We start from the raw sequence: 25405 nt of genomic DNA, 5'->3' as shown, positions 1-25405 counted from the left end.
TCTTGAACATGACAGAAAGTGGAGACTCACAATGAACCAGCCATTGCATGACGTGATGCAAGGCTCCAAACAGCGTTCGCGCGCGGGGCTATTGCTGTTGCTCGGCAGCTGCCTGCCGATTCTCGGCGGGGTACTGGTCGCCCCGGTACTGCCGCGGATCGCCGCGCACTTTGCCGGTGGTGCCGATGTCGCCTTGCTGGTGCCCATCGTACTGACCTTGCCTGCACTGATGATTGCCTTGTTTTCGCCGTTTGCCGGTTGGGCTGCCGACCGTCTTGGGCGCAAGCGCCTGCTGGTCATGGCAATGGGTTTGTACGGGATGTGCGGGGCTTTGCCGCTGCTGCTCGATGACCTCATGTTTATTTTGCTGAGCCGGGCAGGGCTGGGCTTGGCCGAGGCGGCGATCATGACCTGTTGCACCACCTTGATCGGTGATTACTACAGTGGCCGTGAGCGGGCTCGGTTATTGTCTTGGCAGACCATCGCCACCTCGCTGTCGGCGTCGGCCTTCTTCATGATCGGCGGCATCCTCGGTGAGAGCGGCTGGCGCACGCCGTTCGCGGTCTATCTGGTGGGGCTGCTGTTCGTGCCGCTGATGTACCTGTTTCTCTGGGAGCCGCTGCATGAAAAAGCTCAGGTGGCTGCGGCCGCGGTTGCCAATAGCGTGCCGAGTAAATTCCCCTGGCGGGCGCTGGCGGTGATCTACCTGTTGACGGTGATCTCGACCCTGGGTTTCTTCGTGATTCCGGTGCAGACCGGTTACTTGCTCGCCGACATCGGTATCGACTCGCCGAAAAGTACCGGTATGGCCATCGGCCTTAGCCATGCGGCGGTATTCGTTGGCGCCCTGAGTTTCCGTTGGCTTAACCGTAACGGCCCCGGGTTTTTGCTGGCAGCGGCTTTCCTTACCTCCGGTATTGGCTTGGTACTGTTGGCCGGCGCCCATGACTACCGCACCGTGGTAATCGCCGTGGTGATTAACGGCCTGGGTTGCGGACTGATGCTGCCGACGGTGGTCAACTGGGCACTGTCGACCCTCAGCTTCGAGCACCGTGGTCGTGGTACCGGTGGTTTTACCGCCAGTTTCTTCGGCGGCCAGTTTGCCAGCCCGCTGTTGGTCATGGCGGCGGTCGGTCTGGTGGGCAGTCGTGCCGGGGCGGTCGAGCTGATCGGCTACGGCTTGGTACTGGCTGCGGCATTCAGCTTGATAGCGCCGTGTCTGGCTGGTTTTCGCCTGCGCGATCCAATCCAAAGCGCTGGCGATATGCCGTTGCATTAATCCCTATTGTGGCAGCCACCCCAAGGTCCAGCAGCCCTGGGGGTTAGGCCCTGTATGCCCTGATTTTTGTCAAGAGGACTTCATCATGAAGCTCGCTACCCTCAACGACGGTAGCCGGGACGGCCGGCTGGTGCTGGTCTCGCGGGATCTACTGCACGCTGTTGATGCAACTGCGCAGGCCGAAACCCTGCTGCAGGCGTTGGAAAATTGGACCCAGGTAGCACCCGCGTTGCAGCGCTTGAGCGAGGCTTTGAACCGGGGGGAGGCGGCAGGCAGTTTTCCCTTTGACCCGGTGCAGGCCGCTGCTCCCCTGCCGCGCGCGCCGCAGTGGTGCGATGGTTCTGCCTTTCTCAATCATGGGCATCTGATCCAGCGCGCCTTCAATCTGCCGGCGCAGGCAGAGGAACATATTCCGCTGATGTATCAGGGGGCCTCCGACGACTTTCTCGGCCCCTGCGCCGACGTGGTGTTGCCCAGCGAGGCGCATGGTATCGACTTCGAAGGCGAGTTCGCGGTGGTCGTCGACGAGGTGCCAATGGGCTGCCGGGCCAGTGAGGCTCTGCAATACGTACGTCTGGTCATGCTGGTCAATGACTTCAGCCTGCGGGGCTTTATCCAGCGCGAAATCAAGGCCGGCTTCGGCTTCTTCCAGGCCAAGCCCTCGTCGAGTTTCTCCCCGGTGGCGCTGACCCCGGATGAACTGGGCAGCGCCTGGCGCGATGGCCGGGTGTGCCTGCCCTTGCAGGTGAGCTGGAACGCTGAACGGTTCGGTCAGCCCAATGGGGCCGAGATGAGTTTCAGCTTCGCCGAATTGATCGCCCACGCCGCCCTGACCCGGCGATTACGTGCCGGCACCATCATCGGTTCCGGTACCGTCTCGAATATCGACCGCGAGGCGGGCTCGGCCTGTATTTCCGAGCGACGGGCAATCGAAATGATCGACTACGGTGAGGCACGTACCGGTTTTATGCGTTTTGGCGATCGTGTGCGAATCGAGGCCTTGAACGAGCAAGGCGAAAGCCTGTTCGGCGCCATCGACCAACGGATTGTTGCCCAGGAGGGCTGTTATGCGTAGTCCCAAACGTCGTCTGGTCGATCTGTCGGTCACCCTGGATAACAATCCGCACACCGATCCGCCTCCATTGCTGCCAAAAATCGATTATGTCGATCACCAGAGCGGCGCTCCTGAGCTATTGGCTATGTTTCCGGGCCTGCGGCTGGAGGATTTGCCCGGCAACGAAGCCTGGGCTGCGGAGCGGCTGCAGATAACCACCCACAGCGGCACGCACATGGATGCGCCTTGGCATTACGCCTCGACCACCGATGGCGGCACGCCGGCCTTCGGCATCGATGAGTTGCCGCTGGACTGGTGCTTGCAGCCGGGGGTGAAACTGGACTTTCGCCACTTGCCGGATGGACATGTGGTCAGCGCTGTCGAGGTCGAAGCAGAGTTGGCCCGCATCGGCCATCAACTGCAGCCGTTGGACATCGTGCTGGTCAACACCCGCGCCGGGGCGATCTTCGGCCAGCCGGGCTACCTGGACGCTGGCATCGGCATGGGGCGTGAAGCCACCCTGTATCTGCTCGAACGCGGAGTGCGAGTGGTCGGTACCGACGCCTGGAGCTGGGATGCCCCCTTCAAGTTCACCCGCGAGCGCTTCGCCGCCAGCGGCGATGCCTCGATTGTCTGGGAGGGGCATAAGGCCGGCCGCGACATCGGCTACGGCCAGATGGAGAAACTGGCGAATCTGGAGAGCCTGCCGGCCCATGGCTTTCAAGTGTCCTGTTTCCCCTACAAGATCAAACACGCCTCGGCCGGTTTCGTTCGCGCCGTGGCGATTTTCGAGGAGTAGCCCATCTGCTACTCCGGTTTTTGAGATTGCATAGGAGGGACAGGGGTTGCAGAAAATGGATTTCGTCTCTGGCCGGAGCGCTTGAATATCGATGTCATGCCTTGCTGCGGGTACTGCTTCTGGAAAAAGGAAGCGCCTGTATTGGGTAACCACCTGGTCAATAAAACCAATTAAGGGGTGTGACAATGAAAAAAGGTGTAATGAGACCCGGACACGTGCAGATCCGCGTGCTGGATATAGAGGAAGCGCTGGCCCACTACCGCGATCTGCTCGGGCTGATCGAGATCGATCGCGACGACCAGGGCCGGGTGTATCTGAAGGGCTGGACCGAGGTGGACAAGTTCTCCGTGGTGCTGCGCGAGGCGGACAGCGCGGGCATGGACTTCATGGGCTTCAAGGTGCTCAGCGAGGCGGTGCTGGAATCCCTGCGCGGTGAGCTGGCCGAGTTCGGCTGCGAGATCGAGGATATCGCTGCCGGCGAGCTTAACGGCTGTGGTCGCCGCGTACGCTTCCAGGCACCGAGCGGACACTTCTTCGAGCTCTACGCGACCAAGGAGCAGACCGGCAAGTGGGGGCTCACCGAGCGCAACCCGGAGGCCTGGCCGCGCGATCTGAAGGGTATGAAAGCAACCCGTTTCGACCACTGTCTGCTGTATGGCACCCATCTGGATAAAACCTGGGAACTGTTCCGCGACGTACTTGGTTTCGACATGGCGGAGCAGGTACTGACCCCTGATGGCACCCGCGTGGCACAGTTCCTCACCGCCAGCATGAAGGCGCACGATATCGCCTTTATCGACCATGCCGAGCCGGGCAAATTTCACCACGCCTCGTTCTTCCTCGAGACCTGGGAGGATGTTCTGCGCGCCGCTGACTTGATCTCGATGACCGATACCTCCATCGATATCGGCCCCACGCGTCACGGCCTGACCCACGGCAAGACCATCTACTTCTTCGACCCGTCGGGTAACCGCAATGAAGTGTTCTGTGGCGGTGACTACCACTATCCGGATCACCCTCCGGTGACCTGGGATGCAGATCAGCTGGGCAAGGCGATCTTCTACCACGACCGGGTACTCAACGAGCGTTTCCTCAGCGTATTGACCTGATCGTCAGGATTCCGCTTCGCTTCGATTTCAGACCCTTCCCATTGGCCTCCCTCACCGGAGGCCTTTATGTACAGGATGTACGGTATGCCGCGGGCGCATGGATGCGCAGGAGCGGCGATGTACAGGAGGTACGGTATCCGCTTTTTAAAACCGACCTGACGGTAGCTGCAACCAGGGGATAAAGGATAGCGCTGGTTGGATAGTGGCCTGTTCCGCGCCGCCCTAATCTGAATAAAAAGAAGGAGGGCACCCCATGCATCAAGATCTGATTACCAAGCTGAACAGCATGATGGAAGAGGATAAAGAGCAAGGTCTTTATCGCTGCCGTCGTGAGATGTTTACCGATGAAGAGCTGTTCGAACTGGAGATGAAACACATCTTCGAGGGCAACTGGATCTTCCTGGCCCATGAGAGCCAGATCCCCAACAAGAACGACTACTTCACCGGCTTCATCGGCCGTCAGCCGATCTTCATCTCGCGCAACAAAGAGGGCGAGCTGAACTGCTACATCAACGCCTGCAGCCACCGCGGCGCGGTGCTGTGCCGCAAGAAGAAGGGAAACAAGGCGGTGCATACCTGCCCCTTCCACGGCTGGAGCTTCAACAACGACGGCAAGCTGGTCAAGGTGAAGGATCCTGAAGAGGCCGGTTATCCGGAATCGTTCAACTGCAACGGCTCCCACGATCTGAAGAAGGTCGCACGTTTCGAATCCTATCGCGGCTTCCTGTTCGGCAGCCTGAATGCCGACGTCAAACCGCTGAAAGAGCACCTGGGCGAAGCAGCCAAGATCATCGACATGATCGTCGACCAGTCGCCGGAAGGTCTTGAAGTACTGCGTGGCTCCTCTACCTACACCTACGACGGCAACTGGAAGGTGCAGGCGGAAAACGGTGCTGACGGCTACCACGTCTCCGCCACCCATTGGAACTATGTTGCCACCACCGGTCGGCGCAAGGCAGGCATGTCTGTCGATGACGTCAAGGCGATGGATGCCTCCACCTGGAACAAGCAGAAGGGCGGCTTCTACGCCTTCGAACAGGGCCACATTCTGCTCTGGATGCGCTGGCCCAACCCGCAGGATCGCCCGCTCTACGAGCGTCGTGACGAGCTGGTTGAGCGGTATGGCGAAGCGCGCGCCGACTGGATGATCGGCAACCTGCGCAACCTCTGCCTCTACCCGAACGTGTTCCTGATGGACCAGTTCAGCTCACAGATCCGCATGTGGCGACCGATCTCCGTCGACAAGACCGAGGTCACCATCTACTGCATCGCACCCAAGGGCGAGAGCGCCGAAGCCCGTGCCCACCGCATTCGTCAGTACGAGGATTTCTTCAACGCCTCGGGTATGGCAACGCCAGACGATCTGGAGGAGTTTCGCGCCTGCCAGGAGGGGTTCAAGGCCAGCTCGCTGCCGTGGAATGACATGTGTCGCGGGGCCGAGCACTGGATCGAGGGCCCGGACGAAGACGCCAAGGCACTGGGTATCAAGCCGGTACTCAGCGGTGCCAAGTCCGAGGACGAGGGTCTGTACACCGTTCAGCACCGCTACTGGACCCAAACGCTGACCGACGCGGTTAACAAAGAGCAGGAAGAGGCATAAGGAGACCGAGATGAGCATTGCATGCGACGCTATTACATACGAAGAGATGCGCAACTTTCTTTACTCCGAAAGCCGAGCGCTGGACGACAAGCAGTGGGATGCCTGGCTTGCCCATTACGACAAGGAGGCCGAGTTCTGGGTGCCAAGCTGGGATGACGATGGCGAGCTGACCACCGATCCGCAGAGCGAGATCTCGTTGATCTACTACGCCCGGCGCGATGGCCTGGAGGACCGGGTGTTCCGCATCAAGACCGAACGCTCCAGCGCCTCCAGTCTGCCGGAGCCGCGTACTCAGCATATGATCGGCAACATTGAACTGCTGACCTCATCCGCGCACGATGCCGAGGTGCGTTACAGCTGGCTGACCAACAGCTATCGCTACAAGACCACCGATACCTACTACGGCAGCGGGTTTCTGACCCTGGTCCGTGGCGACGATGGCGCGCTGAAGATCAAACGCAAAAAGGTGGTGATCAAGAACGACTGCATCCACCACGTGGTCGACGTCTATCACCTCTGATCCAACGCAACCCGATAATAACGAGCCCCCTTGAGGCGCCACCTGGCCGGCGCTTCAAAGGGGGCCGAAGAGGTAGTTCTCATGCATAAAGTAGCGCTCAACTTCGAAGATGGTGTAACCCGGTTCATTCAAACCCTGCCCGGCGAGTCGGTAGCCGATGCCGCCTACCGCTCGGGGCTCAATATTCCGATGGATTGCCGCGATGGCGCCTGCGGTACCTGCAAGTGCCACTGCGAATCGGGTGAATTCGAGATGGACGGCTATATCGACGATGCGCTGTCCGATCACGAGGCGGAGCAGCGCTACGTGCTGACCTGCTGCATGGTGCCGGAGTCGGATTGCGTGGTCAGCGTTCCCGCCTCGTCGGAGATCTGCGTGCGCAGCCAGCAGGCCGACGTGCACGGTGAACTCACCGAGATCAACCGCCTGTCGCTGTCGACGCTGAGCTTCACCGTGGCCGGCGACCAGGTCCGCGCGCTGCATTTCCTGCCCGGCCAGTATGTCAACGTTCAGGTGCCGGGCAGCGACCAGACGCGGGCCTACTCGTTCAGCTCCATGGTCAGAGAGCAGGATGAATCGGTCTCCTTCCTGATCCGGGTCGTCCCCGGCGGTCTGATGAGCGGCTTCATGGCCGAGCAGGCCAAGGTGGGTGACAGGCTGACGCTGCGCGGTCCGTTCGGCTCCTTCTACCTGCGCGATATCAAGCGTCCGGTGCTGATGCTGGCCGGCGGTACAGGACTTGCCCCCTTCCTGGCGATGCTGGACAAAATTAAAACCAGCGGCAGCGAACACCCGGTACACCTGATCTACGGCGTGACCCACGATTTCGACCTGGTCGAGCTGGAGAAGCTGGAAGCCTTCGCCGCCGAGATCGACAACTTCAGCTTCAGCGCCTGCGTGGCGTCGCCCGACAGTGACTGGCCGCGCAAAGGCTATGTTACCGACCATATCGAACCGGCCCATCTGAACGGGGGCGAGGTGGATATCTACCTCTGCGGGCCGCCGCCGATGGTAGAGGCGGTCAACGGTTTCATCGAAGCCAAGGGCATACAGCCGGTCAGTTTCCACTACGAGAAGTTTGCGGCAAGCCACTGAGGAGTGACCGGCTATGAGAGCAGCACGATTTGAAAACAGGGTGGCGGTGATCACCGGTGCGGCCCAGGGTATCGGCCGGGCGGTCGCGCTGCAGATGGCGGCCGAGGGCGCCGAGCTGGTGCTGGTCGACCGCTCCGAGATCGTCCACGAGGTGGCGCAGGAGGCGGAGGCCGCCGGCGCCGCGGCCGTGCATGTAGAAACCGCGGATCTGGAGCAGTACCCGGACTGCTGCCGCGCCATCGATGGCGCCATCAGCCGCTTCGGCCGCATCGATATCCTGGTCAATAATGTGGGTGGCACCATCTGGGCCAAGCCCTATGAGGCCTACGAAGAGGAGCAGATCGAGGCCGAGGTAAGACGCTCGCTGTTCCCCACGCTCTGGTGCTGTCACGCCGTGCTCAAGCCGATGCAGGCGCAGGGCAGCGGCGCGATCATCAACGTATCGTCGATCGCCACCCGCGGCCTGAACCGTGTGCCCTATGCCGCTGCAAAGGGTGGGGTCAACGCGATGACCGTGTGCATGGCGTTCGAAAACGCCCAGCACGGCATCCGCGTCAACGCCGTGGCGCCGGGTGGCACCGATGTCGGTGAGCGGCGGATCCCGCGCAACAGTGCACAGCAGTCGGCGCAGGAGAAGGTCTGGTACCAGCAGATCGTCGACCAGACCATCGACTCGACCTTCATGAAGCGCTACAGCACACCGGAAGAGCAGGCCAACGCGATCCTGTTCCTGGCCTCGGATGAGGCGTCCTATATAACCGGCACGGTGTTGCCGGTGGGTGGTGGCGATCTGGGTTGATCCCGCGCAATCGATTGGGGGGCGTGAGTCCCCTTTGTTATGTACAGGATGTACGGTCCCTGACTTTTGCTCCTGCAAAGTCAGGATTTCCGTGGGGCGGCCTTCCGCCATCCAAGGCGGTCATGCCGCGGGCGCAGGGATGCGCAGGAGCGGCGATATTTAGGATGTATCTCAGAAAAATCCACTGGAAAACATCAAAACTTCAATCTTGACGCCTAGGGAAAACCCCTATACTGTTGGTCGCTGCATCGCCTTACCAGGCGGTCGAGCAGTACACGATCGGCGTATCCCTGCCGGTACAATAACAACAACAGGAAACCAAGGCTGTGATCCAGCCGCGGTCGAAGGTACTTCGTTATGATGCTCAATCTCTGCGCTTCAGCCACGCTTTCGGCGTGCTCTCCTCTACAGCCGGTTGTCTCCGGCGACATACAACGCTCCCGAACTGAACGATCGCTGCGACGCTAACCCGTCCGCCTCAAGTTCATTCAACTTTTCATCGGTACGTCCTGCTTCAGGCGGCTTGATGGCTGCCGCTCGGGACCGGGAGCGATCATATGCAAAATTCAGTAACGCTAGGCTCAGTTACTTCTGAGACTGTTCCTCTCGATTCGGTTACTCTCCAGGATAAGTGGGAAAAAACCTACGGTCGGGTCTATATCACCGGCAGCCAGGCGCTGGCGCGTCTGCCGATGCTGCAGGCCGAGCGCGATCGCGCCGCCGGGCTCAACACCGCCGGCTTTATCTCCGGTTACCGCGGCTCGCCGCTGGGCGGCTTCGACAAGACCCTGTGGCAGGTGCGTGACTACCTCAAGAAGTACAACATCACCTTCCAACCCGGTGTGAACGAAGACCTGGGCGCCACCGCGGTCTGGGGTTCGCAGCAGGTCAATGTGTTTGAAGGTGCGAGATACGACGGCGTGTTCGGCCTCTGGTACGGCAAGGGCCCGGGTGTGGACCGTACCGGCGACGTGTTCAAGCACGCCAACGCCTTCGGTACCTCGCCCTATGGCGGTGTCCTGGCCGTGGCCGGTGACGATCACGCCTGCAAATCCTCCACCCTGCCGCACCAGAGCGACTACGCCTTTGCCGATGCGATGATGCCGGTGCTCTATCCCTCCGGCATCCAGGAGATGCTCGATCTCGGCCTGTACGGCTGGGCCATGTCCCGCTTCAGCGGCTGCTGGGTCGGCTTCAAGGCGCTGGCCGAGGTGATGGACTCGGCGATCTCGGCCAACCTGGATCAGGACCGGTTGGAGATTATCTATCCCACCGATTTCGAGCTGCCCGCCGATGGCCTCAATGCACGCTGGCCGGACCGGCCGCTACAGCAGGAGGCGCGGCTGCTCAACTACAAGCTGGCCGCCGCCCAGGCGTTCTGCCGCGCCAACCGCCTCGACCGTATCGTGATCCAGCCGCAACAGCCGCGTCTGGGCATCGTCACCACCGGCAAGTCCTATCTGGACGTGCTGCAGGCGCTGGAGGATTTGGGTATCAGCCACGAGCTGGCGGCGTCGCTGGGGATCGGCCTGTACAAGGTGGCGATGACCTGGCCGCTGGAGCCGGAGGGGATCCGTGAGTTCGCCCAGGGCCTCGATGAGATCCTTGTGATCGAGGAGAAACGCGGCCTGATCGAGGATCAGCTGAAGACGCAGCTGTACAGCTGGCAGGACGACCGGCGTCCGCGCGTGGTCGGCAAGCGCGACGAGCGCTTCGCTGAACTGGTCACCCCACTGTCGGAGCTGACCCCGGCGATGATCGCCCGGGCCATCGCGTCGCGCATTCAGGGGTTCTATACCAGCGAGCAGATGCAGCAGCGCCTGGCCTTCCTCAATGATAAGGAGGCGGAGCTGGCGCAGCCGCGGGCACTGCTGGAGCGCACCCCGCACTTCTGCTCCGGCTGTCCGCACAACACCTCGACCACGGTGCCGGAGGGCAGCCGCGCCCTGGGCGGCATCGGCTGTCACTATATGGCGACCTGGATGGATCGCGGCACCGATACCTTCACCCAGATGGGCGGGGAGGGCGCCACCTGGATCGGCCAGGCCCCCTTTACCGACAACAAGCACGTGTTTCAGAACCTGGGTGACGGTACCTACTTCCACTCCGGTCTGCTGGCGATCCGCGCTTCGGTGGCGGCGGGCGTCAACATCACCTACAAGATCCTCTACAACGATGCGGTAGCGATGACCGGCGGTCAGCCGATCGACGGTACCCTGACCGTGCAGCAGATCACCCACCAGCTCTACGGTGAGGGGGTACGCCGTATAGCGCTGGTTAGCGACGAGCCGGACAAGTATCCAAGCCGAGCCGACTTCGCCGACGGTGTCACCTTCCACCACCGCGATGACCTGGCCGCGGTGCAGATGGAGCTGCGCGAGATCCCCGGTTGTACCGCGATGATCTACGACCAGACCTGCGCCGCCGAGAAGCGCCGTCGCCGCAAGCGCGGCAAAATGAGCGATCCCGAGCAGCGCGTGGTGATCAACGCCGAGGTGTGCGAGGGCTGCGGTGACTGCGGCGTGCAGTCCAACTGCCTGTCGCTGCTGCCGGAGGAGACCGAGCGCGGCCGCAAGCGCAGCATCGATCAGTCCGCCTGTAACAAGGACTTCAGCTGCGTGCGCGGCTTCTGCCCCAGCTTCGTCACCGTCAAGGGCGGCCGGTTGCGCAAGCCGGAGCTGGTCGGCAACAACGCCAGCTTCCCGGAGCTGCCGGAGCCGAAACTGCCGCAGATCGAACAGCCTTACAACATCCTGCTGACCGGTGTCGGCGGTACCGGTGTGGTCACCGTCAGCGCCCTGCTGGGCATGGCGGCACACCTGGAGGGCAAAGGCGCCGGAGTGCTGGACCAGATCGGTCTGGCGCAGAAGTTTGGCGCGGTGATGAGCCATATCCGCATCGCCCCGAGCCAGGAGCAGATCCACACCGTGCGTATCCCGGCCGGCGAGACCGACCTGATGATCGGCTTCGACCTGATGGTAGGCGCCAGTGAAGAGGCGCTGGGCAAGCTGGAGCGCCAGCGCAGCCGCGTGGTGGTGAACAACCACGAGAGCATGCCGGCGGCGTTCACCCGCGACCCGGACCTGCAGGTGCCCACCCAGCAGATGCAGCAGGTGATCTGCGATACCGCGGTGGTCGGCGGCAGCTACTGCCTCGACGCCACCCGCCTGGCCACCAAGCTGCTCGGCGATGGCATGGTGGTGAACCTGTTCTGCATCGGTTACGCCTGGCAGCGCGGGTTGATCCCGCTCACTCGCCCGTCGATCGAACGCGCCATCGAGCTCAACGGCGCCTCGGTCGCGGCCAACAAGCAGGCGTTCCTCTGGGGCCGCCGTGCCGCCTTCGACCTGACCCGGGTGGAAACCCTGGTCAACCCGGACGCCAGCGTGCAGGCGTTGAAGCTGCTGCCCAGCCTCAACCAGCTGATCGAGCGCGAGATGCAGCATCTGCGTGAGTACCAGAACGAGGCGCTGGCGCAGCGCTATCTCGATCTGGTCAATCAGGTACGCCAGGCCGAGCAGTCGCTGGGTAAGGGCAGCCGTCTGAGCCGTGCCGTGGCCGAGAACTACAGCAAGGTGCTGGCCTACAAGGATGAGTACGAGGTCGCGCGTCAGCTCGCCTCCGACAGCTTCCGTCAGCAACTGGCCGAGCAGTTCGAGGGCGAGTTCGAGCTGGAGTTCAACCTGGCGCCGCCGCTGATCTCCCGAGTCGACCCGGCGACCGGCCGGCCGCGCAAACGCAAGTTCTCCGGTCGCCGCATGCTGCCGCTGTTCCGCCTGCTGGCCGGGCTGCGTGGCCTGCGCGGCACGGTGCTGGATCCCTTCACCTACAGCGCCGACCGCCGCCTGGAGCTGCGCCTGATCGCCGAGTACGAGGCCGATCTCCAGCTGATCCTGACCCAGCTCAGCGCTGCAAACTACGACGCCGCCTGTGAGCTGGCGCAACTGCCCGCCGCCATCCGCGGTTACGGCCCGGTGAAAGAGAAGGCTTACGACAAAGCCCAGGCGCAGCGTGTCGAGTTGCTCACACGACTGAACAGCGGCACCGATGCCGGTCGGAGCAGCGATCCCTACGTGCAGCTGCATGAGGTGAGCGCATGAACGCTCCTATCAACAGCACTATCAATCAACCCCTGACCGATACCAACGAACAGAATAAAGAGCCAATGAACATGTCCGTATTCAGCCACCCGGAATTCGATAACCACGAACAGCTGACCTTCTTCAGTGACGATAAGAGCGGCCTGAAGGCGATCATCGCCGTGCACAACACCAACCTGGGCCCGGCGCTGGGCGGCTGCCGCATGTGGCACTACGCCAGTGACGAGGAGGCATTGCGCGACGTGCTGCGCCTGTCCCGCGGTATGACCTACAAGTCCGCGCTGGCCAACCTTAAGCTCGGTGGCGGCAAGTCGGTGATCATCGGCGATCCGCGCCGGCACAAGTCAGAGGCGCTGCTGGAGATGATGGGGCGCTGCCTGGAGCGTACCGGCGGACAGTACATCGCCGCCGAGGATTCCGGCACCAGCGTGCCCGACCTGCAGGTGATGAGCCGCTTTACCGACAACGTGGCCGGTATCACCGAGCGCACCGGCATCGACGGTCTGCCCTGCAACGGCGATCCGTCGCCGGCCACCGCCTACGGCTGTTTTGTCGGCCTGAAGGCGGCGGTCAAGCACCAGCTCGGCCGTGATGACCTGACCGGTCTCAAGGTCGCGATCCAGGGTGTCGGTAACGTCGGTTACCGCCTGGCCAAGCACCTGCGCCAGGCCGGTGTCGAGCTGTACGTCACCGATATCCACGAGGAGCAGGTGCGCCTGGCGGTGACCGAGCTGGACGCCACCGCAGTCGCGCAGGAGGAGATCCTGGGGCTGGACGTGGATGTGCTGGCGCCCTGCGCCCTGGGTGCGGTGCTGAACGATTTCAGCATCCCGCAGATCAAGGCGAAAGTGATCGCCGGTGCCGCCAACAACCAGCTGGCACTGGCCAAGCATGACCAGTTGCTGCGCCAGCGCGGCATCCTCTACGCGCCGGATTATGTGATCAATGCCGGTGGCATCATCGATATCTACTACGAGCGCGTTGGCCATGAGCACACCCCTCATGATTACAAACAGGTGCGCGCCCATATCGACACCATCGCCGACACACTGCAGGAGATCTTCCGCCGTGCCGACGACAGCGGCCGTCCCACCGGTGAGATCGCCAATGAACTGGCCGAAGAACGTTTTATGAACAAGTAACACCCCGCCGCCCGCGGCCCGGTTTATACATCGGTCGCGGGCGGTAGCTCTCTCGAAACTGTCTATATCGCCGCGACTGCGTATGCGCCCGCGGCATGATGTAGGCAGCCCCGCGGTAATCCTGTCACTGCAGGAGCACGCGACAGGGACCGTACTTCCTGTACATAAAAATAAGATGGAGACGTATAGATGACTGAGTTGACTCAGAATCCAACCGCGGGATCCGCGGCAACCGACGCCAGTTCCGGTGCGAAAGCGGCCCATCCACTGTGGTCGTCGCGGCTGGCGTTTATCCTCGCCGCCAGCGGTTCCGCGGTGGGCTTGGGCAATATCTGGAAGTTCCCCTACATCACCGGCGAGAACGGCGGCGGCGCCTTCGTGCTGGTCTACCTGGTCTGTATCGCGCTGATCGGTATCCCGATCATGATGGCCGAGGTGGCGATCGGCCGCCGCGGCGGTCGCAGTCCGATCAACAGCATGCGTCAGTTGGCGCAGCGGGATGGCCTGTCCAAACGCTGGGCCTGGATCGGCGGTATGGGGATGCTCTCCTCCTATCTGATTCTGTCGTTCTACTCCGTTATCGGCGGCTGGGCGCTGGCCTATGTCGGCAAGTCCGCCGGAGGCCTGTTTGTCGGCGCCACTACTGAGCAGATCGGTGCCCAGTTCGGCGCGCTGTTATCCGACCCCTATAGCCTGCTGCTCTGGCATTCGGTGTTCATGGCGCTGGTGATCATGATCGTGGCGCGCGGTGTGACCTCCGGCATGGAGAAGGCGATTAACATCCTGATGCCGCTGCTGTTTCTGCTGCTGCTGGTGATGGTGGGCTATGCCCTGAGTACCGACCGCTTCGCCGACGGCATCAGTTTCCTGTTCACGCCGGACTTCTCCAAACTCAGCACCGAAGGGGTGCTGACCGCGCTGGGCCACGCCTTCTTCACCCTGAGCCTGGGTATGGGGGTGATGATGGCCTACGGCTCCTACCTGCCCAAGCATGTTTCGATCGCGAAAACCGCGGTCACCGTGTCCGTGGTCGACACCGTCGTCGCGCTGCTGGCGGGGCTGGCGATCTTCCCCATCGTGTTCACCAGTGGCCTGGAGCCGGGTGCCGGGCCGGGACTGATCTTCAACACCCTGCCGATCGCCTTCGGCCAGATGCCGGGCGGTGTGCTGTTCGGTTCCCTGTTCTTCATCCTGCTGGTGGTTGCTGCCGTCACCTCGGCGATCTCTCTGCTGGAGCCGGTGGTGGAGTGGTTCGAGGAGCAGAAGGGCTACAGCCGCCTGCGCTGCACGCTGATCGGCGGTATCAGTATCTGGGCGCTGGGTATCCTGACCATCCTGTCGCTGAACGAATGGTCCGGCTTCCACCCGCTGGGCTTCATCGACCGCTTCGAAGGCAAGACCATCTTCGATCTGTTCGACTATGCCACCGCAAACCTGATGATGCCGCTGGGCGGTTTCTTCATCGCCCTGTTCCTCGGTTGGTTCATGTCCAGACAGGCGGCGGAGAACGAGCTCTCCTTCGGTAACCCGCTGGCGTTCAAGTTGTTTATGTTCGTACTGCGCTTCATCACCCCGGCCGCCGTGCTGATGGTGTTTGTGTATAACCTGCTCTGAGGCGCTAAGCGCTATTCCCTGGCCGGCTCCTATCGAGGCCGTATTTTGGGGGACCAGTGTCCCCCCTTTTTTCGGATATGACAGGCTATCGGTGTTCTATTCGCGACACCTGGCGATACCGATTTGGTTCGGGGTATTTCTCGCTTTCGGGTTTTTATAATCCCAGTTTTGCCTTTGCCTGTGTCTCGGAAGGTGTTTCACCGAACAGTTTTTTATATTCTGTTGAAAAACGTCCTAGATGATTAAATCCCCAGTTCAAAGCCAGGGTTGAAATGCTTTCGTGTCCACAATATTTAATAATGTCATCCCTGACGCCCTCCAGTCTGACCCTTTTAAGATAAGCGGTTGGAGGTTCACCAAAATGACTCTTGAAATCCGAGTATAGTTTGTTTCTGGAAACGCCGGAAATCCATTCTATATCCTCAATATGGATATCGTTTTTGGCATTGCTACGGATGTAGTCGATGGTCTTGATAATATAGGCCGGCAGTTTTCGCTTGAACGCATCCCTGATCGCATCGGAATAGTTATGGGGTTGTGAGGTCAGGATGCCTTTTATCAGCGCCTTTTCTATATCGCGAATAAAGGGAGCATAGTTGTACAGGCTGTCCGACTTGGACAGCTCCTCCTCAACCAGCCGCACGGTGCGCCACCAGGCACTGGATGCACCCACGTTGGCATCCATTTTTGGATCGAAAATCAAAGGGTTGGTGATCGGTTTTCCGATCAGAGACTCCAGCGTCAGCTCCATCTCCTGGCGCGAAATCCGCACCAGGGTCTTGCGGCAGTTGCCACTGATGTTGAGTTCGCAGGGCTTGGATGGCGAGATGATGACGCCGCTGGTGATGTTGGACTGGGTATTCTGCTCTGATGTGGAAAGCTCCTGAAAACCGCTCAACGGAAGGCTGATGCTGTAGCTGTTTTCAAGGTCCTCGATATTGACCGTGACGTCGGTGCCGTACTCGATATAGCCGATCGCCGTCGTGGTGGAGTTTAAGACGTTGCCCACATGGCGGAAATGCATCTTGCGGGCATTATGAACCTTCAGATCGTGCGGTCCACATATATTGGACATCCAGGAGACCGCACTCTCGGTATCTTGAATATCCGCCGATATTTTCTTTGAGGCATCGCCTTCAAAGAGATTCGTATTTTCCAGCATAGTAAAACCGAATGGCTTCAGCCCCGAGTCGATTATAGTTTTAAGTTGTTGTTCTAGTAATGTTTTATGTTTTCGTACACATAAGGGCATAGATCAAGCTAGCACGCTCTATTGAACTGGTCAATCTAGCCGTTTTGGTTGAATTAAAAGCCACAATATTTGTGTATTTAATGAATCCTGTTCATGGCCTGTTCTGCACGCTGAACCCTCGGTGTGAAAAACAGGATAACGCTTGTAAAAAATCGGGATAGGCGACCCCGCGGGTGCTTTGGTCTCATAAAGCCATACATCCACCGGCGGGGCTTGGGGCTCCGTCAATAACCGGAGGTCATCGCCATGACAACAAATACAGAGATGCTGGAGATCTGGAGGGAGAAGATCGAGTCTGCTCTCGATTTCCGTCCGGACGACAAGGTCTACAAGGTCGCGCGTGAGGTGTTCACCGATCGTGAACTGTTCGATCTCGAGATGGAACTGATCTTCGAGAACACCTGGATCTACGCCTGTCACGAGAGCCAGATCGCCAATCCGAACGACTTTTTCACCATGCAGGCTGGCCGCCAGCCGATGATCATCACCCGCGATTCCAAGGGTGAGCTCAACGCGCTGCTAAATGCCTGCCAGCACCGCGGCGCCACCCTGACCCGGGTGTGCAAAGGTAACCAGTCCACCTTTACCTGCCCGTTCCACGCCTGGTGCTACAAGTCCGATGGCAAGCTGGTCAAGGTCAAGGCGCCGGATGAGTATCCGCAGGATTTCGACAAGTCCACCCGTGGCCTGCGTAAGGCGCTGGTCAGCAGCTACAAGGGCTTCGTGTTCATCAACCTGAATATCCAGTGCCAGCAGTCGCTGGAGGAGTTCCTCGGGGATGCCCGGATCGCCTTCGACATGATGGCGGCGCAGTCACCCACCGGCGAGCTCGAGGTGCTGCCAGGTTCCTCCAGCTACACCTTCGATGGCAACTGGAAGCTGCAGAACGAAAACGGTCTCGACGGTTACCACGTCAGCACCGTGCACTACAACTATGTGGCCACCGTGCAGCAGCGTCAGCAGCAAAATGCAGCGAAAGAGGGCGGTGCCTCCAAGACCCTGGACTACAGCAAGCTCGGTGCCGGCGACAAGGAGACCGACGATGGCTGGTTCGCGTTCAAGAACGGTCACACCATCCTGTTCAGCGATATGCCGAACCCGGAGGTGCGCCCCGGCTATGCCAGCGTGATGCCGCGCCTGGTCGAGGAGTACGGTCAGACCCGCGCCGAGTGGATGATGCACCGCCTGCGCAACCTGAACATCTACCCCAGCCTGTTCTTCATGGATCAGATCAGCTCCCAGCTGCGCGTGGTGCGCCCGGTGGCCTGGAACAAGACCGAGATCCACAGCTTCTGCCTGGGCGTGAAGGGCGAGTCCGACGCCGACCGGGAAAACCGCATCCGCCAGTTCGAGGACTTCTTCAACGTCTCCGGCATGGGCACCCCCGATGACCTGGTCGAGTTCCGCGAAGCGCAGAAGGGCTTCGAGGGGCGTGCCGAGCGCTGGAACGATATCTCCCGCGGTTGCGAGCACTGGGCCACAGGCCCCACCGCCAATACCGAGGCGCTGGATATCCAGCCGGTGCTGACCGGTACCGAGTTCACCCAGGAGGGACTGTACGTGAACCAGCATTCGACCTGGCAGCGCTACATGCTGGAAGGGTTGGCGGCAAAGAAACGCAAGGCGCAGGAGGGTTGAGCCATGACTAACGCAATTCAGAGCATCGAGCAGTTTCTCTACCGCAAGTCGGAGTACTGCGACCGCCAGCAGTGGGACGAGTACCTGGCGCTGTTTGACGAGGAGGCTGAGTTTCATATCCCGCAGTGGGACTCCGAGCATGTCTACACCACCAATCCCAAGCGCGAGATGTCGCTGATCTACTACCCGAGCCGTGCCGGGCTCGAAGATCGGGTGTTCCGTATCCGTACTGGCAAGAGTGCCGCCTGCACGCCGATGCCGCGCACCATGCACCTGGTCGACAACGTCCAGGCGCAGCAGCAGGAGGATGGCAGCTGGCTGGTCAAGGCCAACTGGGCGACCCACTTCTTCCGTTTCGGTGAGTCGGAGTGCTTCTTCGGCTGGTCGGAGTACCGCCTGCGTGCCGACGGCGACAGCTGGAAGATCCACAGCAAGCGCTCGATCGTGCTCAACGACAAGATCCGCCATGTGCTCGACTTCTACCATGTCTGAGCGCCGGCCGTGCAAAACGATCCTCGGATCGGGAGGTAAGCAGTATGCATAAGGTGGCACTGAGTTTTAACGATGGCCGCACCCAGTTCATCGGCGTCAACCCGAATGAGGTGCTGATCGACGCGGCCCTGCGTCACGGCCTGACCCTGCCGGTAGACTGCCGAGAGGGGGTGTGTGCCTCCTGCAAGGGCACCTGCCAGTCGGGCCGGTACGACCTGGACTACGTCGACGAGGACGCGCTGAGCGAAGAGGATCTGGCCCGGGGCGGCATCCTGGCCTGCCAGATGCGGGTGCAGAGTGACTGCACCGTACGTTTCGATTTCGACTCCTCGCTGTGCAACAGCGCGGGACCGGAGCTGGTCGACGCCCGGGTCACCCGGGTCGAGGTGCTGTCCGACTCTACCGCGACGCTGCACCTGGATGCCGGCGCCAGAGCGGGGCAGCTGGACTTCCTGCCGGGGCAGTACGCCCACGTGCAGGTGCCGGGCACCGACGAGTGGCGCTCCTACTCCTTTGCCTGTGAACCCAATGCGGACAACCAGCTGCAGCTGCTGATCCGTCTGCTGCCGGACGGGGTAATGAGCAACTATCTGCGCGAGCGGGCGCAGCCCGGCGATCACATCCAGCTGAAGGCGCCGCTGGGTGCGTTCTACCTGCAGCAGGTCACCCGCCCGCTGATCTTCGTTGCCGGCGGTACTGGCCTCGCGGCCTTCCTCGGCATGCTCGATCAGATGGCGTCCAACCCGAAGCAGATGAGCCAGCCGGTGCGCCTGTTCTACGGGGTGACCAAGCCGCAGGACCTGTGCGAACTGGAGCGCCTGAAAGGCTACGAGCAGAGTGTGCCCGGCTTCTCCTTCCACAGCATCGTGATGAACCCGGACGCCAGTTGGCAGGGCGCCACCGGCGTGGTGACCGACCTGTTCGAGGAGTCCCACTTCAACGGCGGCGAGGTGGACGCCTACCTGTGCGGGCCTCCGCCGATGGTGGAGGCGGTGAAGTCCTGGCTCGACGCCCGGCAGATGGAGAACAGCCGCATCTACTTTGAAAAGTTCTCCGCCAGCTAAACCCTGGATAACCCAACACACATAAGCAGCAAAAGAATAAAAACGAGGAAAGCACAATGAAGAAAGGTGTAATGCGCCCCGGACATGTGCAGCTCCGGGTCATGGATCTGGATGAGGCGGTTGCTCACTACCGCGACCTGCTCGGCCTGATCGAAATGGACCGGGACAGCCGCGGACGCGTCTACCTCAAGGGCTGGACCGAAGTGGACAGGTTTTCCGTGGTCCTGCGTGAGTCCGATACGCCGGGGATGGATTTCATGGCGTTCAAGGTGCTCAACGAGCAGGTGCTGGAGCAGTTGCATGGCGAGCTGATCGAGTTCGGGCTTGAGGTGGAACAGATCCCCGCCGGGGAACTGACCGGCTGCGGCCGCCGTATCCGCTTTGTCGCCCCCACCGGACATGCGTTCGAGCTGTTCGCCGACAAGGAGCAGCCGGGACGTTACGGCATCGGCAACCACAACCCGGAAGCCTGGCCCCGCGATCTGCGCGGCATGAAGGCACAGCGCTTCGATCACTGCCTGCTCTACGGCGACGATCTGGATGAAACCTATCGTCTGTTCCGTGATGTGCTCGGGTTCGACCTGTGCGAACAGGTGGTCGATCCGGAGGGTACCCGTGTCGCCCAGTTCCTGACCTGCTCGATGAAGGCGCACGACGTGGCGTTCATCAAGCACCCTGAGAAGGGGCGTTTCCACCATGCATCGTTCTTCCTCGAGACCTGGGAGGATGTGCTGCGCGCCGGAGATCTGATCTCGATGACCGATACCTCCATCGATATCGGGCCGACCCGCCACGGCATCACCCACGGCCAGACCATCTACTTCTTTGACCCCTCGGGCAACCGTAACGAAGTGTTCTGCGGCGGCGATGTGTTCTACCCGGATCACCCGCCGATTACCTGGGACGCCGACAAGCTCGGCAAGGCGATCTTCTACCACGATCGCCAGCTCAACGAACGCTTCCTGACGGTGCTGACCTGATCATGAATCTGTCGGGGCGTACCCCGGCCGCTTGTCACCCTTGTTCATACGAGTAGGAGTCAAACCATGTCGATTGCCAAACGTTTTACCTCAATTCTGAGCCTGAGTCTGACTTTGAGCCTGGGCGTGCTGGCAGCACTGCCAGCCCAGGCCCGGGAGTTCAAACTGGGCCTGATCACCCCGCCGAGCCATGATTGGACCAAGGCCGCCTATGCCTTCGCCGATCAGGTCAAGGCGAAGTCGTCAGGCGACTACAGCGTCGCTGTCTATCCTGCCCGTCAGCTGGGCAATGAAGCGGAGATGGTGCAGCAGCTGCAGACCGGGGCGCTGGATATGGCGTTTCTCACAGTAGCCGAGATCTCCAACCGGGTGCCCGACTTCGGCGCGCTGTACGCACCTTACCTGGTGGATAACATCGATCAGGCCGCGGCGCTGCTGAAATCCGATACCGCGCGCTCGCTGCTCGATCAGCTGCCGGCCGAGGTCGGCCTGGTCGGGGTGGGTTACGGCATGGCCGGTATGCGTCAGGTACTGAGTCGTGACAGCGCTGCGGGTCCCGCCGATCTGAGCGGCCGTAAACTGCGTATCACCCCGTTCGAACCGATCCGCGACTTCTATCTGGACGTGGGCGCAGCGCCGATCCCGCTGCCGCTGCCGGAGGTCTACGATGCCCTGGCTAACGGCCAGATCGACGCCATCGACATGGATTTCGATTCGATGCTGATCTTCAAGTTTTACGAGCGTGCCGACAACCTGCTGATCTCCAACCATATGATGTTCCCGATGGTGGGTGTGGTGTCCGGTCGGGTCTGGAAAGGTCTGACCCCGGCCGAGCGCGAACTGCTGCAGAGCAACATGCGCGAGCAGCTGGATGCGGTGATCGACCACTTCCAGGCCAAGGAGAAGGATCAAGAGCAGCAACTGCGGGCGCAGCCGATCAAGATCCGCGAAGCGGGTGAGCGAGACTTCGCCGAGGCGATCAACAAGTGGGAGGAAACCTGGTCAGGCAAGGCCAAGTCGCTGGGTAAACTGCGCCAGGCCGCTGCCGAGATCAAGGGCAGCTGATTCAAAACCTATAGCATGAGGTCTTCGCGGTTCAGGCCGCGAAGACCGGGAGTACGCTATGTTGCAAAAGTTGTCCGATGGCCTGGCCAGAATCGAACTCTGGCTGGCCGCCGTCCTGGCGGCCGCGGTTACCCTGCTGATTCTGCTCAATATCCTGACCCGCGCGCTGGGCATGGCGCTCTACTGGGTCGATGAGCTGGCGATCTACGCGATGATCTGGGCCACCTTCCTGGCCACCTCGGTAGTGCTGAAACGGCGGGATGCGATCACCGTGACCCTGCTGGTCGACAAGCTGGGCGAGTCCGGCCGATTCTGGTTGGGGATCTTTGCCGATCTGATGGTGCTGGTGTTCGCGCTGATTCTGTTGGCGTTGTGCTGGCGCTGGCTGGATCCGTTGACACTGATATCCCATCGGTTTGATATAAAAGCTTTTCAAGCCGATACCTTTAATTTTATTTATTCGGAAAAAACCAACACCCTGGGGGTGGCTAAAATATGGCCCTGGTTGATTGTTCCGATATTTTCGTTCTCTCTTTCCCTGCATTCGTTAAATAACCTGTTGAGTCGGTGTGTGGGTTTTAAACTATACGAGAGGGCCAGCGCATGACATTTGTCGCCTTTTTTGCACTGCTGTTTTGTGCGGTGCCTATTGCCTTGGTGCTGGCGTTAACCTCGATCTGGTATATATCCACATCCGGTAACAGCGTGCTGTTCGACTCCTACCCCCAGCAGCTGTTCAGCGCCATCGACAGTTACGGCCTGCTGGCCATTCCACTGTTCATGCTCGCCGGCGAGCTGATGAACGAGGGCGGATTGACCTCACGGCTGATCAACATGTCGCGCATCCTGGTCGGCGGCTTCCGCGGTGGCCTGGCCTATATCAACCTGGTCGCCAACATGATGATGGCCGCGATCATGGGTTCGGCCGCGTCGCAGATCGCGATCATGTCCCGCGCCATGGTGCCGGCGATGGAGAAGGAGGGTTACAGCAGCTCCTATGCTGCGGCGATCACCGCGGCAGGCGGTCTGCTGTCGCCGATCATTCCGCCGTCGATGCTGTTCGTGCTCTACGGTGTGCTGGCGCAGGTGCCGATCGCCGAGATGTTCATCGCCGGTATTCTGCCGGGCATCATTATGTCGGCGCTGTTCTTTGTCGTCATCGCCGCCGTCGGCCTGGTGCAGCAGTACCCGAAAGGGGAGTGGCCCGATCGCCGGCAGGCGGTCCAGTTCCTGCTGATGGGGTTACCGGCGGGGCTGATCCCGGTGGTGATCATCGGCGGCATCCTCACTGGACTGGCGACACCGACCGAGTCGGCGGCGCTGGCGTCGATGGGCGCGCTGCTGATCGGCAAGTATGTGTACAAGGACCTGGAACTGGATCATCTGCCGGAGATCCTGAAGCGCACCGCTCTGAACTCGGGCATGGTGGTGATGCTGATCTCGGCGGCCGGGGTGTTCGGCTGGGTCGTGGTCTACGAGCAGCTGCCGCAGGCGGCCGCCGGCTGGATCGCGCAGCAGACCAGCGATCCGTTCCTGTTCCTGCTGATGGTGGTGGGGGTGCTGATCCTGATCGGCATGGTGATCGATGGCATCGCGGCGCTGATCCTGGTGGTGCCGATCCTGCTGCCGATCGCCCAGCAGCAGTTCGGTATCAGCCCCTATCAGTTCGGTGTTGTGGTCTGTTTGACCCTGGTGATGGGGTTGCTGACGCCGCCGGTCGGTGCCGGGCTGTTTATCGGCAGCTCGATGACCGGGGTGCCGCCGATGCAGATCTTCCGATCGCTGATCCCCTTCCTGCTGGCCACTCTGGTGACGCTGATCCTGCTGGCGGCGATACCCGAGCTGGTGGTGGCGCTGATCTGATCGATACCGTCAAGGCAACAACGCGGGGATAGGGGGGTTATACCTGCTCCTGTTCAGAGGAGTCTCCTCCGTATCCCCGCAGATCGGCCTGCTTGAGTGCCCTGGCCAGGAGCGTCGCCGGGGAGTCGAGACGCTCATCCCGGCGTAGCGCGACCTGCCAGTCGATATAGAGACCCTCTTGCGTTGCGCGAGCGGTGCGCAGCCCGCCCTGCTGCAGATAGGGCTGCAGCGACCAGGTCGGCATGATCGTGATGCCACTGCCGGTGCGGACAAACTCCACCACCGCTTCGGTCACCCCGGCGCGGATGACCCGTGGCGGCAGCAGCTGATAACGGCTGAACAGCTGTTCGTACTCGCGCCCGGGGCCGGGGTTGGTGTGATAGGTAATATAGGGATATTCGGCGATCTCATCCGGTGACCACCACTCCCGACCCGTCAGCGGATGCGCCTCCGGCATCACCACCACCATCTCATCGCGGAACAGTTTCAGGGTCCGAAAGCCGCTTTTGGTCACGATGCCGGACACGATGGACAGATCGATGCTGCCGTTGCGTAGCGCCGTGTAGGGGTCCATCGACACGTCGGCGATGATCTCGACGCTGATGTTCGGGTGCTCGGCCATGACGCCCTGCACAAAGCGTGGCAGCCAGTGGTAGCTGCCATAGGCTTCGTTACCTATCCGCACCACATGCTCTATCCCCACCGACAGCTTGTTGATGTCGTTTTCCGCCCGCTCCAGCTCCCCCAGTACCACCTTCGCCGACTGCAGCAGCCGTTTGCCGGCGCTGGTGGGTATCAACCGCTTTTGCTTGCGATAGAAGAGTTCGGTGTTGAGCAGTCGCTCGGCTTCACGGATGCGATGGCTCAGCGCCGACTGTGTCAGGCCGATCAGGCTGGCGGCCTCCGAGACGCTGCCGGTGGTGGCGATGGCGAGGATCATCTGTAGGTGGCGGGTACTGACTCGAGTGCTCATGAAGTATGCAAAAAATTAATAATTTCACGCAGTTTTATGAAATTTACATAAAAAATTGCGCTGCGTAAACTTTGACCAACTGAATAACAACAAGGGTAAAGAGCGATGAGTCACGGTTGCCCGTTTCACCAGTCCAGCCAGCGCCAGGTCCGTCTTGACGATGAACAGGTGCACTGGGATCAGGAGATGAGCTACGGCCAGTATCTGGGGCTGGAGACGCTGCTGATGTGCCAGACACCGCTGTCCGCTGAACACGATGAGATGCTGTTTATCGTCATCCATCAGGCGTCCGAGTTGTGGATGAAACTCTGCCTGCACGAGGCTTACGGTGCCGCCGAACATATTCGTCAGGACAACCTGCGTCCGGCGTTCAAGATGCTCAGTCGCATTGCCCGGATCCAGGAGCAGCTGATACAAGCCTGGGAGGTGCTGGTCACGATGACGCCGGCGGACTATGCCAGCTTTCGTGATGCGCTTGGCCAGAGCTCCGGCTTCCAGTCCTACCAGTACCGCGAGCTGGAGTTTCTGCTCGGTAACAAGAATGCCGACATGATCGAGGCGCACCGGGCCCACCCCAAGTACTACGACCGCCTGCAGTCGGTGTTGAACGCCCCGAGCCTGTACGACCTGACGCTGCAGCTGCTGCACCAGCGCGGCTTCCATATCCCGGCCAGTCATCTCCAGCGCGACTGGGCGCGGCCCTATAGCGCCAGTGCCGAGGTCGAGGCGGCCTGGTCGGAGATCTACCGCAATACCGCAGCGCACTGGGACCTTTACGAGCTGGCCGAAAAGCTGGTCGACATGGAGTTCAACTTCCAGCGCTGGCGCTTCAGTCACATGAAGACGGTTGAGCGCATCATCGGTTACCGGCGCGGTACCGGCGGCACCGCCGGGGTGAACTACCTGGTCAAGGCGCTGGAGCTGCAGTTCTTCCCCGAACTCTGGTCTGTGCGCAGCTCAATCTGAG

Annotated in this window: 21 protein-coding genes; 19 read left to right on the top strand and 2 right to left on the bottom strand. The window is 60.9% G+C overall.

The annotated features are described in order from the left end of the window. Positions 1–31 precede the first annotated feature (31 nt). From KQ940_RS13790 to KQ940_RS13740, 11 genes are all read left to right on the top strand, one after another. The gene (locus KQ940_RS13790) at positions 32–1279 is read left to right on the top strand and encodes an MFS transporter (protein ID WP_217414280.1); all 1248 of its coding nucleotides are present in this window, start codon (positions 32–34) and stop codon (positions 1277–1279) included. 85 nt (positions 1280–1364) lie between these two features. After that, the gene (locus tag KQ940_RS13785; RefSeq protein WP_217414278.1) at positions 1365–2354 is read left to right on the top strand and encodes a fumarylacetoacetate hydrolase family protein; all 990 of its coding nucleotides are present in this window, start codon (positions 1365–1367) and stop codon (positions 2352–2354) included. Then, positions 2347–3132 (top strand): cyclase family protein, encoded by a 786-nt coding sequence (locus KQ940_RS13780; RefSeq protein WP_217414276.1) that lies wholly within the window; start codon positions 2347–2349, stop codon positions 3130–3132. The genes KQ940_RS13785 and KQ940_RS13780 overlap by 8 nt, the downstream gene beginning before the upstream one ends. 185 nt (positions 3133–3317) lie before the next feature. Continuing rightward, positions 3318–4241 carry a catechol 2,3-dioxygenase gene (locus KQ940_RS13775; RefSeq protein ID WP_217414274.1) on the top strand — a complete coding sequence of 308 codons (924 nt, stop codon included), beginning with the start codon at positions 3318–3320 and terminating at the stop codon, positions 4239–4241. A 253-nt stretch (positions 4242–4494) separates the two neighbouring features. After that, the gene (gene benA / locus KQ940_RS13770) at positions 4495–5841 is read left to right on the top strand and encodes a benzoate 1,2-dioxygenase large subunit (RefSeq protein WP_217414272.1); all 1347 of its coding nucleotides are present in this window, start codon (positions 4495–4497) and stop codon (positions 5839–5841) included. A 10-nt stretch (positions 5842–5851) separates the two neighbouring features. After that, positions 5852–6361, top strand: coding sequence for an aromatic-ring-hydroxylating dioxygenase subunit beta (locus tag KQ940_RS13765; protein ID WP_217414270.1), 510 nt, complete (start codon positions 5852–5854; stop codon positions 6359–6361). A gap of 81 nt (positions 6362–6442) precedes the next feature. Continuing rightward, positions 6443–7456, top strand: a complete 1014-nt coding sequence (gene benC, locus KQ940_RS13760; RefSeq protein ID WP_217414268.1) for a benzoate 1,2-dioxygenase electron transfer component BenC — start codon at positions 6443–6445, stop codon at positions 7454–7456. A 13-nt stretch (positions 7457–7469) separates the two neighbouring features. After that, positions 7470–8255 (top strand): 1,6-dihydroxycyclohexa-2,4-diene-1-carboxylate dehydrogenase, encoded by a 786-nt coding sequence (locus KQ940_RS13755; protein WP_217414266.1) that lies wholly within the window; start codon positions 7470–7472, stop codon positions 8253–8255. A 557-nt stretch (positions 8256–8812) separates the two neighbouring features. Further along, positions 8813–12355 (top strand): indolepyruvate ferredoxin oxidoreductase family protein, encoded by a 3543-nt coding sequence (locus KQ940_RS13750; RefSeq protein WP_217414264.1) that lies wholly within the window; start codon positions 8813–8815, stop codon positions 12353–12355. Between the two features lie 71 nt (positions 12356–12426). Next, entirely contained in the window at positions 12427–13497 is a 1071-nt protein-coding gene (locus tag KQ940_RS13745; RefSeq protein ID WP_217414308.1) for a Leu/Phe/Val dehydrogenase, read from the top strand. 189 nt (positions 13498–13686) lie between these two features. After that, positions 13687–15111, top strand: coding sequence for a sodium-dependent transporter (locus KQ940_RS13740; RefSeq protein WP_217414262.1), 1425 nt, complete (start codon positions 13687–13689; stop codon positions 15109–15111). Between the two features lie 154 nt (positions 15112–15265). Here the strand turns inward: KQ940_RS13740 and KQ940_RS13735 are convergent, their stop codons facing one another. After that, complete coding sequence (locus KQ940_RS13735; protein WP_217414260.1) at positions 15266–16273, bottom strand: AraC family transcriptional regulator; 1008 nt, start codon at positions 16271–16273, stop codon at positions 15266–15268. Positions 16274–16609: 336 nt separating this feature from the next. Here KQ940_RS13735 and antA point away from each other — a divergent pair, with 336 nt between their 5' ends. From antA to KQ940_RS13700, 7 genes are all read left to right on the top strand, one after another. Continuing rightward, entirely contained in the window at positions 16610–18001 is a 1392-nt protein-coding gene (antA, locus tag KQ940_RS13730) for an anthranilate 1,2-dioxygenase large subunit (RefSeq protein WP_217414258.1), read from the top strand. A 3-nt stretch (positions 18002–18004) separates the two neighbouring features. Continuing rightward, the gene (gene antB, locus KQ940_RS13725; protein WP_217414256.1) at positions 18005–18493 is read left to right on the top strand and encodes an anthranilate 1,2-dioxygenase small subunit; all 489 of its coding nucleotides are present in this window, start codon (positions 18005–18007) and stop codon (positions 18491–18493) included. Positions 18494–18537: 44 nt separating this feature from the next. Then, positions 18538–19557 (top strand): anthranilate 1,2-dioxygenase electron transfer component AntC, encoded by a 1020-nt coding sequence (gene antC, locus KQ940_RS13720; protein WP_217414254.1) that lies wholly within the window; start codon positions 18538–18540, stop codon positions 19555–19557. Between the two features lie 56 nt (positions 19558–19613). Further along, positions 19614–20537, top strand: a complete 924-nt coding sequence (locus KQ940_RS13715) for a catechol 2,3-dioxygenase (protein WP_217414252.1) — start codon at positions 19614–19616, stop codon at positions 20535–20537. Positions 20538–20603: 66 nt separating this feature from the next. Next, positions 20604–21602, top strand: coding sequence for a TRAP transporter substrate-binding protein (locus KQ940_RS13710; RefSeq protein ID WP_217414250.1), 999 nt, complete (start codon positions 20604–20606; stop codon positions 21600–21602). Positions 21603–21660: 58 nt separating this feature from the next. Continuing rightward, complete coding sequence (locus KQ940_RS13705) at positions 21661–22209, top strand: TRAP transporter small permease (protein WP_217414248.1); 549 nt, start codon at positions 21661–21663, stop codon at positions 22207–22209. Then, positions 22206–23465: a TRAP transporter large permease gene (locus tag KQ940_RS13700; RefSeq protein ID WP_217414247.1), complete on the top strand. Its 1260-nt coding sequence runs from the start codon at positions 22206–22208 to the stop codon at positions 23463–23465. Before KQ940_RS13705 ends, KQ940_RS13700 begins: the two co-directional genes overlap by 4 nt. Before the next feature lie 37 nt (positions 23466–23502). Here the strand turns inward: KQ940_RS13700 and KQ940_RS13695 are convergent, their stop codons facing one another. Further along, positions 23503–24438, bottom strand: a complete 936-nt coding sequence (locus tag KQ940_RS13695) for a LysR family transcriptional regulator (RefSeq protein WP_246590060.1) — start codon at positions 24436–24438, stop codon at positions 23503–23505. Between the two features lie 105 nt (positions 24439–24543). On the opposite strand from KQ940_RS13695, the gene kynA reads away from it, so the two are divergent. Beyond that, complete coding sequence (gene kynA / locus KQ940_RS13690) at positions 24544–25404, top strand: tryptophan 2,3-dioxygenase (RefSeq protein ID WP_217414246.1); 861 nt, start codon at positions 24544–24546, stop codon at positions 25402–25404. The last annotated feature ends 1 nt before the right edge of the window (position 25405 follow it).

The organism is Marinobacterium ramblicola (genome assembly GCF_019084545.1).
Classification (GTDB): domain Bacteria; phylum Pseudomonadota; class Gammaproteobacteria; order Pseudomonadales; family Balneatricaceae; genus Marinobacterium_D; species Marinobacterium_D ramblicola.
This window is presented reverse-complemented; position numbering and strand designations above follow the sequence as displayed.